This is a genomic window from Paraglaciecola mesophila KMM 241 (genome assembly GCF_000315015.1).
Taxonomy (GTDB): domain Bacteria; phylum Pseudomonadota; class Gammaproteobacteria; order Enterobacterales; family Alteromonadaceae; genus Paraglaciecola; species Paraglaciecola mesophila.
In genome coordinates, this window is record NZ_BAEP01000060.1 from 100,999 (window position 1) to 116,297 (window position 15,299).

Annotated in this window: 8 protein-coding genes; 3 read left to right on the top strand and 5 right to left on the bottom strand. The window is 45.9% G+C overall.

What is annotated here, in order from left to right; all coding sequences use genetic code 11:
- Window positions 1–113: 113 nt before the first annotated feature.
- Entirely contained in the window at window positions 114–1,220 is a 1,107-nt protein-coding gene (locus GMES_RS14740) for a YeiH family protein (RefSeq protein WP_006993529.1), read from the top strand.
- Window positions 1,221–1,310: 90 nt separating this feature from the next.
- On the opposite strand, the gene GMES_RS14745 is transcribed toward GMES_RS14740, so the two are convergent.
- From GMES_RS14745 to GMES_RS14765, 5 genes are all read right to left on the bottom strand, one after another.
- Window positions 1,311–3,593: a GH92 family glycosyl hydrolase gene (locus tag GMES_RS14745; protein ID WP_006993530.1), complete on the bottom strand. Its 2,283-nt coding sequence runs from the start codon at window positions 3,591–3,593 to the stop codon at window positions 1,311–1,313.
- Window positions 3,590–5,818, bottom strand: a complete 2,229-nt coding sequence (locus GMES_RS14750; protein WP_006993531.1) for a GH92 family glycosyl hydrolase — start codon at window positions 5,816–5,818, stop codon at window positions 3,590–3,592. The genes GMES_RS14745 and GMES_RS14750 overlap by 4 nt, the downstream gene beginning before the upstream one ends.
- A 12-nt stretch (window positions 5,819–5,830) precedes the next feature.
- On the bottom strand, window positions 5,831–7,018 hold the full coding sequence (locus tag GMES_RS14755) for an AGE family epimerase/isomerase (protein ID WP_006993532.1): 1,188 nt from the start codon (window positions 7,016–7,018) through the stop codon (window positions 5,831–5,833).
- A gap of 79 nt (window positions 7,019–7,097) precedes the next feature.
- Window positions 7,098–8,375 carry a sugar MFS transporter gene (locus tag GMES_RS14760; protein ID WP_006993533.1) on the bottom strand — a complete coding sequence of 426 codons (1,278 nt, stop codon included), beginning with the start codon at window positions 8,373–8,375 and terminating at the stop codon, window positions 7,098–7,100.
- A gap of 55 nt (window positions 8,376–8,430) precedes the next feature.
- Entirely contained in the window at window positions 8,431–10,749 is a 2,319-nt protein-coding gene (locus tag GMES_RS14765) for a GH92 family glycosyl hydrolase (RefSeq protein ID WP_006993534.1), read from the bottom strand.
- Window positions 10,750–11,099: 350 nt separating this feature from the next.
- Here GMES_RS14765 and GMES_RS14770 point away from each other — a divergent pair, with 350 nt between their 5' ends.
- Together GMES_RS14770 and GMES_RS14775 are read left to right on the top strand one after the other, a co-directional pair.
- Window positions 11,100–12,107: a LacI family DNA-binding transcriptional regulator gene (locus GMES_RS14770; RefSeq protein ID WP_006993536.1), complete on the top strand. Its 1,008-nt coding sequence runs from the start codon at window positions 11,100–11,102 to the stop codon at window positions 12,105–12,107.
- Window positions 12,108–12,366: 259 nt separating this feature from the next.
- Window positions 12,367–15,261 (top strand): TonB-dependent receptor, encoded by a 2,895-nt coding sequence (locus GMES_RS14775; RefSeq protein WP_006993537.1) that lies wholly within the window; start codon window positions 12,367–12,369, stop codon window positions 15,259–15,261.
- The last annotated feature ends 38 nt before the right edge of the window (window positions 15,262–15,299 follow it).

Consider the following 15,299-nt stretch of genomic DNA (forward strand, 5'->3'; position numbering starts at 1 on the left):
TAACCTGTCGTTATCAATGCATGATTTTAATGTATTGGAGTTATATTTTGACGCTGCCTATCATCAAGTCAACTTTTAATAGACATAGCAAACCCAGCGATAGGAGCAGCTTTATGTACAGTGCAGTTAAGCGTTTTTTCATTACGGGCCCGCAAGGAAAATCCCAGCAAAGCGGACATTTTAATGACTCTCGCTGGTGGCTAGGTTTAGTGCTGGTTACGGCTATCGCGTTCGCTGCCACCTACCTGAGTCATGTTTCATTTATCCAACATCTTGGCTTGAGCGCGTTAACCATAGGAATTGTATTGGGAATTATCGTTGGCAACACGCTATTTTCGCGTATGGCCACGCACACTGATGTAGGCGTAGATTACGCTAAAAGTGTCTTGTTAAAAGCCGGTGTAGTGTTGTTTGGTTTTCGTATCACTTTCACCCAAGTGGCGGGCGTGGGCTGGCAAGGGCTAATCACTGACATCGCCATGTTGAGCTTAACCTTTTGGTTAGCTGTACAACTTGGTAAACGGGCATTTAAGTTAGACGAGCAAACCACCATTTTGATTGGTGCTGGTAGCGCTATTTGTGGCGCAGCAGCGGTGATGGCCACAGAGCCTGTGGTAAAAGCTCAAGCGCACAAGGTTTCAGTCGCAGTTGCTACCGTGGTGGTGTTTGGCACACTTAGCATGTTTGTTTATCCCATTGCCCAAGGTTACCTAGGCCTTAGTGAGCATGCATACGGTATTTTCGCTGGCTCAACCATTCACGAAGTGGCACAAGTGGTGGCGGCAGGCAGTGCAGTTAGCCCTGAAGCGGCTAACGTGGCCGTAATTGAAAAAATGCTCAGGGTGATGATGCTCGCCCCGTTTTTAGTCTTGCTATCACTGTGGCAAAACAGAAAACAAGCCAAAGCAATGAACGGAAAGGCTACAGCTGAGCAAGCTAATAACGACAAAAGCAACATCACGATCCCTTGGTTTGCCCTACTGTTTATCGTTGCCAGTGGGATTAATTCTAGCCAGTTAGTTTCACCTGATATTACCGAGCAAATTGTACATTTGGACGGCGTGTTACTTACCATTGCCATGGTGGCGTTAGGGCTGCGAACGCATATAGGCGCAATCCGCCAAGCTGGCGTCAAACCCTTACTACTCGCAGGCTGTTTGTTTTTGTTCTTAACCATAGGCGGGTATGGGCTGAATTTAGCGATAGCTCATTGTTTATAGTGAGCTAACCACCCGCAATATCAAGAATGGAAGTTTTGCTCAAGGAGTCAGCATTTTATGTCATCAATAAAACGCTGACTCACATTGCAATTACTGCGCTTTTAAGCGCAGCTTCGCACCTTGAGTGAGTTGTTGATGGCTAACAAACGCTTTGCTTAAGGGGGCACCATTAAGAGATAGCTGTTTTTGTCCTTGGCTCAAAGGAGTTATGGTCAGGGTTTTGCCTGAATAATATTTTGAGTCGAGATGAATGGTTACCTGGTCAAATGCTGTGCTCGTTAGGGCATAGTCCATGTCCCCAGGTGATACAGGGTAAATGCCTAACATGCTAAAGACTAACCATGCTGACATGGTGCCAGCATCATCATTGCCGGGTAACCCAGCCGGTTGGTTGGTGAAGTACTTCGCTATCAGTCTTTTTACGTGCTGCGCAGTATTGTGCTCTTGACCTTGCACGTAGTTAAACAGGTAAGGGTAGGTAATATCCGGTTCGTTACCCATATCGAAGTTATTGGTATCAAAGGTTGCGTTTAACGCTGCTATAAAAGCACTGTCACCGCCATTTAAAGCAATTAAGCCTGGCATATCGAAAGGCACATAAAAGCGGTAATTCCATGCATTGCCTTCAATGTAACCCGGTGCGGGTTCAAAGTTACGGCCTAACTCAGGATCGTAAGGGGTTAACCAATCACCACTGCGCTTTTTCGGGCGCAGCATGCCAGTACTTTTATCGAATAAGGTCTTATAGTTCTGTGCTTGATCGAGGTATTTTTGCGCATCTTGGTCGCGACCTAAACGTTTTGCAAGCTGACCTAGAGCGAAGTCCGCCACGTAATATTCAAGACTAGTCGACACGCTACCATCGAACGGCTCTTCGTCATCAACGGGTACATACCCTAAATTCAGGTAGTCAGGGTTTTCAGGGCGAATAGGGTTGTTTTCTACTGTTTCTGCGGATTTTTGCATCGCTTGGTAAGCCAGTTCTACATCAAAGGTTTGCACGCCGCGTAAATAGGTGTCAGCAATCATGGCGGTAGCTGGGTCACCGACCATGGTTTGGGTTTCCATGCTAAGTAACTCCCACTTGGGCAACCAACCACTTTCTTGATACATACTTAGGGCAGAATCAACCATTTGTGATTGGATCTCAGGGTAGACCAAACTCAGCAAAGGGTGCAGGTTACGACTGGTGTCCCACAGTGAATATACGGAATAGCGGTTCTTACCATGGGCATTGCCTACTTTCGCCGTATGTTGCTGGCTCATTATTGGGTAGTCGCCGTTCACATCTTGAATGATACTGGGGTGAATTAAACTGTGATACAGGCCAGTATAAAGCAACGTTTTGTTATGCTCGCTACCTTGTACTTCAATGCGCGAGAGTAAACTATTCCAAGCGTCCTGGGCGTTTTTGCGCGTGCGTTCAAAGGCAAAGTTGGGCTGTTCAGCGTTTAGGTTCTGCCGCGCGTTTTCGATGCTGACATAAGAAATACCTACCTTGACCTCAACTTGCTCGTTAGCCTGTGTATCGAAACGCATGTAGGCACCGATATTGTCACCGCTCATGACGTGCTGATAATTCGGGTACGGCTTGATGCTGTTATTGTGCTGCATCCATTCGCCTTCTACCCCTGTGAATTCAGGCATTTTCTTGAACGTGCCCAAGGTTTTGGCGGGTTTACTAAAACGTGCTACGAAATACACAGGGCGCACGTCTTGGGGGTTATAGCAAAACGTGCCTACCGTGCGAGAGCCTTCAATTTCCTGCTTAGACACAACCTTGATAGAGCCACCGGTTTCGTTGGTTAAGCCTAGGCCTAAATTTACAATGATATTACTTTGGCCGGCGGGGAAGGTGTAGCGGCTTAAGCCCGTGCGCAATGTGCTGGTGGCTTCTGCTTTGATGCCATATTTGTCGAGTGTGGTTTGGTAGTAACCTGGGCTTGCTTGCTCGTTCGAATAGGTTGAGCCGTATCGTTGGGCGTCCAATTCTAAGTTGCCTGCGGTAGGCATAATGTTGATTACCCCTAACTCTGGGCAGCCAACTCCGCTTAAATTCACATGGGTAAAACCAGTCAAAAACTTATTTTCATGGATATATACGCGGGAATTCCACGCGGCATCTTTTTCAAACTCATTGAGTTTTTTGTGTTCGAATGCAACGTTAAAAGGCGCAACAGATGTGAGTGCATGAGGATACTGCGCACCCGGATGGGTCGCCCCAAAATTAGAGGTACCAATAAACGGATTAACGTATTCAGCTGGAGTTTTTTGCGATGTTTCCCCTGCAGCTTCGCCAGACGTGTTAGCAAGTGAACAACCGACACAGCCTAAAGTAAGGGCAGCAAATGCCGTACTGATTAAGATTTTCATTTTGGCTGGGCTCCCATCTCAAATACTAAACTTCCGCCGGCTAATATATCACTGTGACGGATGAAAAATTGCTGCAAAGGTTGGCCGTTTAGGCTCACGCTTTGGACGTACACATTTTCTTTCGATTGATTGAGCGCTTGCACGCTAAAGGTTTTGCCGTTTTCTAAATGTATCTTGGCAGAAGAAACTTCTGGGCTACCTAACACGTATTCCCCCGATACCGGGTTAACGGGATAAAAGCCTAATGCGCTGAATAGGTACCACGCCGACATTTGGCCTGCATCTTCATTGCCCGACAAGCCGCCAGGGGCGGTATGGTAAAGCTTGTCCATTACTTGGCGTACGTATTTTTGTGTTTTGTAACCCTTGCCAACGTACTGGTAAAGGTAAGGCACATGGTGGCTTGGCTCATTGCCGTGCACATATTGGCCTATGTAGCCTGAAATCCACTCTGGGAACTCCCCTACGGTTTGCTCGGCTTCGAACATGGCATCCAGTTGAGCTTCAAACGGCGCTGCACCGCCCATAATATCAATTAACCCAGTAACATCTTGTGGCACAAAGAAGCTGTATTGCCACGCATTCGCCTCGCAGTAGTCCTCTGGATGATAGGCATTCGGGTCAAAATCCCTGCGAAACTCACCGTTTACGCCCTTAGCGCGCATAAACTCGCTTTGTGGGTCGAACAGGTTGCGATAGTTTTGCCCCCGTGATTGATATGTTTGATACACCTCATTTTCACCTAAGGATCTAGCTAGCTGAGCAATCGCCCAATCGTCAAAGGCGTATTCCAAGGTTAGCGAGACATTCCAACTACGCTCTTCAAAGGGCACATAACCCAATGCTTGATAACTCTTTAAACCGAACTCGTTTTGGGTGGCACTTTGTATAGCAGCTGCGAGTATTTCTTCTCCACTGGCGTCAAGTAAGCCTTTGAAATAGGCATCGATAAGCACAGGTACACTGTGGTAACCCATCATCATGTCTGTTTCATTGCCTTGAAAGTTCCAAACGGGAAGGCGACCTGCTACATCGTAATGCGCCATGATTGAGGCCATGAGCTCTCGAGTGCGAGTGGGTTCAACTATGGTTTTCCACGGGTGTAAGGCGCGAAATGTATCCCACAACGAGAAGAACTCGTACCTAGGGTAGCGCTCGCTTTTATGAACTTGGCCGTCAGGGCCTTTGTATTCGCCGTTGCTATCAGAAAATACCCGAGGTGCTAACGCCGTGTGATACATGGCCGTATAAAACTGGATCATGTTCTCTTTATCGGCGTTTATCTCCACTGTGCTAAGTTGCTCTCGCCACGCTTGCTGGGCAAGGGTTTTTACTTGTTCGAAGGTTTTGTTTGGCGCACCGGCGAGCAAATTTTGTTTGGCGTTCTCTATGCTGACCGAGCTGATCGCGGTGCGTACGGACACAAGTTTTTTGCTGTTTGACTCAGTGAAATTAAAATCGAATTCCGCAGCTACATTTTCACCAGAGACGGATTGTTCTTGGCTTGTCACTCCGTTGGTGCTCAAGGTGTAGCGATCAATCGGCTGTGAAAACTGACTGTAAAAGAACACACGTTGATCGCTGGCCCAGCCAGTAGATTTGCGATAACCAGCGATGGTTTTATTATTGATAATTTGAATGTGGGTATCTAGGGTTTTATCCCAATTTCGGCTGTAGCCTAAGTCTACGCGTACCACGCCTTGGGTTGCATCATCTGCATATTGGTATTTCTGAAAGCCGGTGCGAAGCCCTGCAGTTAGCTCTACGTTCACCCCGTAATCATCTAAAAATACCTGATAATATCCAGGTGATGCTTGCTCATTCTGATGGCTAAAACGAGAGACAATCGTGCCATCTTCAGGGCCACCTTCGGTTTTTTCCCGGTGAAAGGGGCGGGTTAATGGCATGAAGGATATGTCATACAAATCACCGGCGCCTGTGCCAGATAAATGGGTATGGCTAAAACCAGCAATGATGTTGTCTGGATAAAAATAACCTGAAATCCAATCCCAGCCCGTGCGTCCATTATCTGGGCTTAATTGCACCATACCGTAAGGCACAGTCGCACCAGGATAGGTTTTGCCTTTGCCGTCAGTGCCGATAAACGGATCCACATACTCTAGAGGATCAACAGCTTGAGGCGTGTCTTCGGTGGCGATTGGAGTCGGCTGTGTACATGCGCATAACGCCAACACTGTGCCGGTAATGAATATCTGTTTAATCATGCTGGTATCCGTTTACTTTAAGCGGGTATTGCCTATTGTGCGCAATACTTCGAAGCACGCGCCCAAGGTGTGGTAGTCGCACTTAGCGCCTGCAGCACTTTTCTGCTCACTGTATTTACTGTTATCTCGATGAAGTACTCTGAACCAAGCGCCATATTGATGATCGATCATATGCTCCCAGCTGTAGTCCCAGAGCGAATTGTATTGGGTGAGATATTGCTCATCTTGGGTCACTGAAAATAACATAGCGGCTGCGGCAAAGCTTTCTGCCTGTACCCAGAAATATTTGTCATCGTCACACCAAGTACCATCCGGTGCGAAACCGTAAATCAAGCCGCCGTGAGTGGCGTCCCAGCATTTTTCGTAGGCGCGATCAAATAAGCTTTTTGCCCGCTCAACCAGTTTTTGATTAGGTGCATGGCGATGTAAAATTAGCAGTAACTTGGTCCATTCTGTCTGGTGCCCAGGCTGAAAACCCCAAGGACGATACAGATTCTTCGGGTCTTCTTTGTTGTATTCCCAATCCGGCTGAAAATCAGTGGTGTAGTGTTCCCAAATCAGGCCGTCAGTTAAGTCAGCTTGGCGAAAGGCAATGTTTTGTGCAAGGGTTTGTGCCCGTGTCAGAAACACTTGCTCGTTGCTGGCTTCATAAGCCGCCAACATGGCTTCGCATAAATGCATATTGGAGTTTTGACCGCGATATGAGCTGAGTTCACCCTCTGGGCTTATCTCATCTGCGTATAAGCCAAAGTCAGCTTGCCAAAAACGACTTTCAAGTTGTTGGTAGGTTTTTAGCAGCATGTCATTGCTGGTCACGATTCCTGCTTTGCGCGCAGCAGCGTAAGCAAGCAAAACAAATGCATAGCCGTAGGCTTGTTGGGTCATGTCTTGAGGTTGGTTGTCTTGCAGAGTCCAAGCGTAACCGTCAGCATCTGGTTGCCAATGAACTTGCTCGACAAAGTCTAAGCCGTGACGAGCCATTTTTAGATAATCATCACGCTCAAACAACATACCTGCTGTGGCGTAATTCACCACAATACGTGTACTGCTAACCAGTTGCTTAAAGCCTGAATCAAACAGATCGCCGTTATCCATGTAATTCTGAAAGTAACCGCCTTGGGAGTCTTTTACCCTAGGGTCATAGAATTTCAAGATATCTTGGCAGTGGGTCATTAAAAATGCGGGGCTGTGATAGTTCATCAATAATTACTCGCTCATTAGGTTTGCAACCTGTCGCCTGAATAGGCGACAGGGCTTATCTCATTAAGTGGGTTTAAAACTAGTTGGCTGCTGGAGCTGGCGCGGCGGAATTTGCGCTTTTCACTTTAGAGCCAAACAAGGCATACCATGCAATATAAACATAGGCAGCAACTGGCACGATAAAGCTAAACTGGACACTCGTAACGTCGGCTACATAGCCTTGCATCAAGGGTAATATCGCGCCGCCAACAATAGCTTGGCACAGTAAGCCTGAGCCACGACCTGTCAATGGCCCTAAGCCGCGAATAGCTAAGGTAAATATGGTGGGGAACATAATTGAATTGAAAAAACCGATTGAAATCACACTCCACATCGCCAAGTCGCCTTGGGTATTCATGGTGGTAAACAACAAAATAATGGCAATGGCTGAATTAAACGCCAGTACGTAAATAGGCGCAATAATGCGGGTAAGCGCGGCGCCCACAAACCGCCCAATCATAGCCGCGCCCCAGTAGTAAGACACCATTTGGCTAGCTTGGCGTTCGTTTAGCCCAGCAATTTCAGGTTGCGAGAAGTAGTTTACCAAGAAACTACCGATGCTTACCTCAGCGCCCACGTAAAAGAAGATGGCCACGGTGCCAAAAATCAATGCTTTGTGAGACCAAATAGAGTCTGTACTTTTCACGTCTTGTTCGGTTTCATCAGCTTTGATAGTGGGTAATTTTAAAAATTTGAAACCAATGGCTGTGGCAATCATTACGCCTGCGAGTAACAAGTAGGGTAATTGTACTGCTTTGGCGTCGATGTCTGCGTCTTCAGATGCAACTCCGACAGCGGCAAAAATCAATGCCGCACCAAACATAGGTCCAAGAGTATGGCCTACAGAATTGATGGCTTGGGCCAAACTTAAGCGGCTGGTGGCTGTTTTCTCTGGACCTAACACGGCGACATAAGGGTTGGCAGAGACTTGTAATATGGTTACCCCGCTGGCAAGAATAAACAAACCTAGCAAAAACACTGCATACACTTCAACTTCGGCTGCCGGATAAAAAAGGCCACAGCCTATGGCGATGGTCACCAAGCCGGTAATGATGCCCCGAATATAACCTATCTTTTCAATTAACTTACCGGCAAAGGGCGAGATAATGAAGTAGGCTCCAAAGAAACAAAACTGAACCAGCATAGCTTGGGTATAGTTTAAATCAAACGCCGCTTTTAAATGTGGAATAAGAATATCGTTAAGTGCGGTGATAAACCCCCAAATGAAAAACAAGGTAGTCATTGCTGCGAAGGCAAAGTGACTGTTCTTCACGGGCTCACTTAAGGTAACGGATGATTGGGAAATCGGTCCTGCCATAATTTTTTACTCGTTAAAGGTGCCAACCGAAATTGGCACGTTGATTAATGGGTGGTTAGTCAGCGGTTGACATTGAATAGGGCACGGCTTCTTTGTTGGTGGCCCATGACTTGTTTGGCTGGCTCGACATATCAAAAGAAATTTCACCGCCTCGCTGAATTTGCTGATGAGACAAGAAGGTCTTTTCGAAAGTCTTGCCGTTTAGCTTAGCGCTATTCACATAGATGTTGTCTTTGCTGTTGCTATTGCCCGTGACGGTGAAACGCTCGCCATTTTGTAAATGTAACGTGGCTTTGTCGAAAAGTGGGCTACCTAACACGTACTCATCGCTGCCGGGCGCAACAGGGTAGAAACCAAGGGCGCTGAAAACGTACCAAGCGGATGTTTGGCCGTTGTCTTCATCACCGCAGTAACCATCAGGTGTGGCTGAGTAAAGTTTATCCATGATGTTGCGCACGTGATATTGAGTTTTCCATGGCTGGCCAGCGTAGTTGTACAAATAACTCATATGCTGAATAGGCTGGTTACCGTGGGCATAGTTGCCCATGTTCACGATCTGCATTTCGCGAATTTCGTGAATGGTAAAGCCATAATAAGAATCGTCGAAGGTCGGTGGCATGCTAAACACACTATCAAGTTTATTAACGAAGGCTTGATCGCCCCCCATCATGTCTTTCAAACCTGAGATATCGTGAAATACCGACCAAGTGTAATGCAGGCTATTGCCTTCTGTGAAAGCATCACCCCACTTCAACGGGTTAAACGGGGTTTGAAAACTACCGTCTTCGTTTTTACCGCGCATCCAGCCACTTTGTTTATCAAACAAATGTTTGTAATTCATCGCTCTTTGCTTGTACTTCGTTGCGTCGTCGGTTTTACCTAAGCGTTCAGCGAGGCGATAAATATTGAAATCGGCAAAGGCGTATTCAAGGGTGCGAGCTGCGTTTTCGTGAATGCCAACGTCGTAAGGCACATAACCTAACTCGTTATAATAATCGACGCCTTCTCTACCGACTGAGCTAACCGGGCGACCTTCATCCACTTGGGCATTCTTGACTATGGCTTCGTAAAGCGTATCGATGTCGATATCGGTTATACCTTTTAGGTAGGCATCAGCAATATTCACTGCAGAGTTAGAGCCAATCATTACACCGCGATGACCTGGGCTAGCCCATTCAGGCAACCAACCAGATTCTTTGTATGTGTTGGCTAAGCCTTCCATGATTTGTGCATCGAGTTCTGGGTACATCAGGGTAAAGAAAGGGAATACCGCGCGGAAGGTGTCCCAGAATCCATTGTCGGTGAACATATAACCGGGCAACACTTCACCGTTGTAAGGGCTGTAATGCACTACTTCACCGGCTTGGTTGTACTCGTAAAACTTTCGCGGGAATAATAAAACGCGGTACAGCGCAGAGTAAAACGTACGAAGATTGTCTTTGTTGTCATCGACTATCTCAATGCGTGACAGCTCATCTTGCCAATACTTATGAGCTTTTTCACGAGTGGTATCGAAGGTGTCTTGGCCGATTTCTCGGTCTAAATTGAGCTGTGCTTGTTCAGGGCTAATAAAAGACGAGGCAATTTTCACGGATACCGTTTCACCGCGTTTGGTTTTAAAACCGATAACTGCACCCACGTGCTCGCCTTTGCTTTGAATGGCATCTGCGTTTAATTGGTATTCGTCAGTCCAAGTACGGCTGATTTCAAAGTCTTTATCAAATTCTGCCACAAAATAATTATGGAAGTTGTCCGGCACGCCACCGTGATTATTGCGTGCATAGCCAATTATTTTGCGCTCTTCTGGGATGATTTTCACCATAGAGCCTTTATCAAATGCATCTAAGATAATGTAGGCATCGTCTGTATCTGGAAATGTAAAGCGAAACTGCGCGGCGCGCTCGGTAGGTGTTACCTCAGCAGTGACATCGTAAGAGGCTAAATACACACTGTAGTAATCAGGACTGGCTTGTTCCGCCTTATGGGAGTACCAAGACGCACGATCATCTTGGTTAAATTTCATTTCGCCAGTTACCGCCATTAAAGAAAACGCACCATAGTCGTTTAACCAAGGGCTGGGTTGGTGTGTTTGCTTAATACCACGAATCTGATCGTCATTGTATTTATACGTCCAGCCATCGCCGATGGGGGCCGTCATCGGTGTCCAGAAATTCATTGCCCATGGTGTGGCAATAGCTGGGTAAGTATTGCCATTTGATAAGCTGAACTTGGAATCCGTACCCATAAGCGGATTAACATAATTAACCAAATCAACCGAAGGTGCGGTTGCAGCAACTTGCTTGGTATCTGTTGTCGTGCCACATGAGGTCAATAACAGTAATGCAGGAATGGTAAAAATAAGCTTATAATTCATTTGTTTACACCTACGTGAGTCAGTTCTCTATGGCAGCTTTCTGCCACCGTTTCACTTTATAATGATAGTTTTTTTAAGCTAAATACTTAAGTCAAACGTTAACGCTTTGTAAAATTGTAATCGATTACAATTTAATGGTCTAGTGTTATGTCCAATAAAAAGCCAAAACAAGCGTTTACTAACCCAAAATGGTCGTTTTATAGTTGTTTTGTTATCGATTACAGTAATTACTTTTGTCACATGATTGATATTATTTACATATTCAGGTATTTACTTTAACTAAGCTATTGCTCTAATGGTGCAATTAAATAACCACGGCCATAATGGGGCCTGACTTTCGGAAGTCGTAAATGACGAATATTAAAAAAGTAAGTGAGCTTGCAGGCGTATCAACCGCAACAGTATCGCGCACACTTAAAATGCCAGATATGGTCACCGCCCGAACCAAAGAAAAGGTGATGAAAGCCGTTCGTGAGGCGGGTTATAGGCCAAGTTGGTTGGCGACCAGTGTTAAAACTGGGCGCACAAATACCATCGTTGTTTTAGTTCCTAATCTGATAAATCCTTTCTTTATGCGCATCATCGGCGGCATTGAGCAGGCCGCCCAAGAGCGTGGTTTTACAGTATTGCTGTGCGATACTCAGGGGGAGAGTAAACGCGAAAGTGATTATGCTTCCATGGTTTTGACTAATAGAGCCGATGGCTTAATTCAACTCGATCATTCGTTTCCTTTTAATGAAGATGACGCCAAATTGGCTGAAACTATTCCTATGGTCAGTGTTTGTGAGCGAATTCACTCTGATAAAAGATACCCAGTAGTTGCGCTTGATAACTATGCCGCTAGCCGAGCCTTGGCTCATCATTTAGTAAGTTATGGGCACACTAAGTTCGCTGTTATTGTGGGCCAAGTAGTCAGCCAAATACATAAAGATCGCCTTTCTGGGCTACGTAGCGTCTTGGCTGAAGAGAATATTGAATTCGATGAAGACATGATAGTTGGGCAAAGCTATAGCATTGAAAATGGCATAGAGGGCATGCGCCAATTGTTAGAAAAACCCAATCGACCCAGTGCGGTTATCTGCTTTAATGATGATATAGCGATTGGTGCCATGCACGAAATTCATCGCCAAGGACTACGTGTACCGGAAGACATTTCAGTGGTCGGGTTCGACAATGTAAAAGTCTCTGCTTTTATGAACCCGCCTTTAACAACTATAGACCAACCTGCCTACGAAATGGGCCGCAGGGGAATGGAGATCCTCAGCGATGTGATCAATGGTGTTCCTTTGACTCGTAGTAGCGAAATGCTGCCTTTTCAATTGCTTGAACGCGAAAGTAGCGGCCCCGCTTCCATCTAAAAGCGATTATTCTTGTTTGGGTTTGTTAAATTTTTGTATATTTATTAGCTTAAGTTGTTGACATGTTATAAGAGTGGATCTATATTTTTCCGGTAAATTGTAATCGATTACATTTTATTGGTGAGAAAAATTCCAATTTAATGTTCTGTAATAAGCATAAAACAAAGAAGAAATAAGCGGTTACTAAAGTGAGCTGTGAAGCATGTTCACGGTTACATTTGGTTAAACGGAAATATCCGATGGCGATTAGGAAACACATATGAACAACACCAGTGACAAAATATTTGGTAAATCAATGCTGAATTTTGCAGTTGTGTGTGCAATGGGTCTTGTACCTTCGTACGCGTTAGCACAGCAGACAGACCAAGAACCCAGTGGCAGCGGTGCAGAAACTGAAGTGATTCAAATACGTGGTATACGTGCTTCGGCAGCTGAAAATCTAGCAATCAAGCGTTTATCGAACGCGGTGGTGGATGCCATCACGGCAGAAGATATCGGTAAGTTCCCGGATAAAAACGTTGCGGATTCTTTGCAGCGTGTACCTGGTGTTGTTATTCAACGCAACGGCGGAGAAGGCTCAAGTGTGAGCATACGTGGTTTATCTCCTAGCCTGACGTTTACCCAATTAAACGGTAACTTTATTGCGGCGTCTTCTGGTAATCCATCTCGCTCGTTCTCTTACGAGCTTCTGCCTTCAAATCTAGTCGGTAAGGTCGAGTTATTTAAATCATCTGAAGCGCGCCTCGATGAAGGTGGCATTGGTGGTACGGTCATAGTGCATAGCCGTAAACCGCTAGACATGGATAAAAACTCGGGTGTTGTTAGCCTAGAATACACTTATGCAGATATTACAGATTCCTACGAGCCTCAGCTAAGTGGCATTTATTCTTGGAAGACTGACGAAGAAGACTTTGGTTTCTTGGTGGGCTTTACGCAGCAAGACAGAACCAACCGCACTCAGACTTCTCGAGTCAATATCATCAATCAAAACTTTTTGTATACCGAGCGTCGCAATGGTCAAGAAATTGAAGGCGGCGCCCAAGGGTATGCGCGCCAAAGTTTAGTTCAAGAAGTCTTAGAAGAAGATCGCGAGCGCACTGGTGTGCAGTTTACTGCGCAGTGGCGCCCCACTGACAATTTAGAAGTTGGCTTCAACTACTTTCAATTCAAACTCGGCTTAGACTCGATTTTACACCAACTTGAATACCCTGAGTGGCATGATACCAACCAATTCTGGACTGACGTTTACGTTGATGCAGAAGCGCAGTATGTCACAGGTATCGACTACGCCAGAGGTGTCTCAGGAGAAGCGCTAGATACGCAAATTCCCCGTATGAACGGCGAATATGTGGTTGAAGAGTCTACGTCTGACACCTTCGATTTTTTCATGGAATACGAAGGCAGCGATTTCAATGTGAAATTTGTTGCTGGACACACTGAAGCTGAAGGTGGACCAACTGAAAAGTATCGTGCCGCGTATTATTCTGGTAGCACGGCAGATTATTGGGGCTGGCGTTTTGAAAACGAAAACCTAGTCACCAATATTGATCCTGAAATGTTCAATCGTTTAAAAGCTGGTGAAGGCGGTGAAGCAGATATAGGTGCAACAGATTCAAGCTTTGTGGGCGGGACTCAAGAAGAAGATTACGCCCAGATTGACACGGATTGGTTTGTTGACTGGGGCATAGTTGAAACTTTGCGTTTCGGTGTGAAGTATCGTAAAGGCTCTATTCATCGTGATACACGTAATACCTACTATCTAGACAAAGATTTTGATATCGCAGCTGGGGAAGCACGTCCTGGCGGGATCACTCTGGATGATGATTACTCACGTAATGGCGGTATTCCGCTGCTTACCACTGTTATTGCTGATCAGCCTTTAGGAAACTTAGGTGGGTCAATCAATACGAATTTGTTCCCAGTTGTTAATTGGAACAAATATCAAAACGAGTTGCAGAGCAACTTCCAACGTTATACCCGTTTTGAACCCGACTTTGTTTATGATGTAGAAGAAGAAGTAAAAGTCGCATACGTGCAAGCCGATTATCGTTGGGAAAACTTCCGCGGTAACTTTGGCGTACGCTTTGTCGACACAGTTAACACCAACACCGCCAGTGATCGTTTGGAATTTCGCTTAGACCGCGTCAATCTTGACGGAGACGATGTTGCTCAAGTTAACGGTATTGTGCGCGATGTGATTGTTAACCCTAAAGAAAATTCGTACAGCCACGTATTACCTAGCTTTAACATCGCCTGGGATATCAATGATGATTGGGTTCTGCGCGGCGCAGCAGCAAAAGTGTTGTCACGCCCTGACTATGCGGATTTAGGCCAGTTCCAAACATTGACTTATAACTCAAGCGAGTGGGAAGCAGACTCCAGCGACCGCCCAGATTACGACCCCCTTCGCGACAGTGAAGGATGGACAGGCAGTGGTGGTAACTCATCTCTACGTCCTCTTGAATCAGTTCAATATGACTTATCACTAGAGTATTACTACGGTGAAGGGTCTGGCGTTAGCTTGGCTGTGTTCTTGAAAAATATCGATAACTTCGTCGTACCATTTACTTTAGATGTGAACAGCAGCGTTCCTGATCAAACGTTTACGTTGGTTGAGTCAGGTGGCGGTACGGTCAATGTTGGTGGTGACATATTGGTGCGCGATTTCGACACCGCGGCCAACGGCACAGATGCTGAATCAAAAGGTGTTGAGTTCTCATTCCAGCATTTCTTTGAAAACGGCTTTGGGGTATCGGGTAACTACACGCGAAATATCACCAGCGCCGCTACCGTTGAGGCTGATGGACGCTTAGTGGGTGAGTCGCCATTAACGGGCAGCTCAAAATATCAAGGTAACTTCTCGGCCTTTTATGAAAATGACGATTACAGCCTGCGCGTTTCATATAACCGCAGAGGCCCCACAATTGGTGTGCTAGCCGAAGATTGGGATATCAATCGCTACAGCGATACCTATGATCAAGTTGACGTAAACGCCAGCTACAACATAAACGAAGATATTACCTTGAGCGCCTCGGTTATCAATCTGACTAAATCAGAAGATTACGTCCATTTAGGGGATGACACCAAAGTACGCTTCTTAACTAACTCGTACAGCGGGCGTCGCTTCTTTGCTGGCATCAACTACAGATTTTAATACGTCAGGCCGGCTCGCAAGCGTCGGTTAAATGGAAA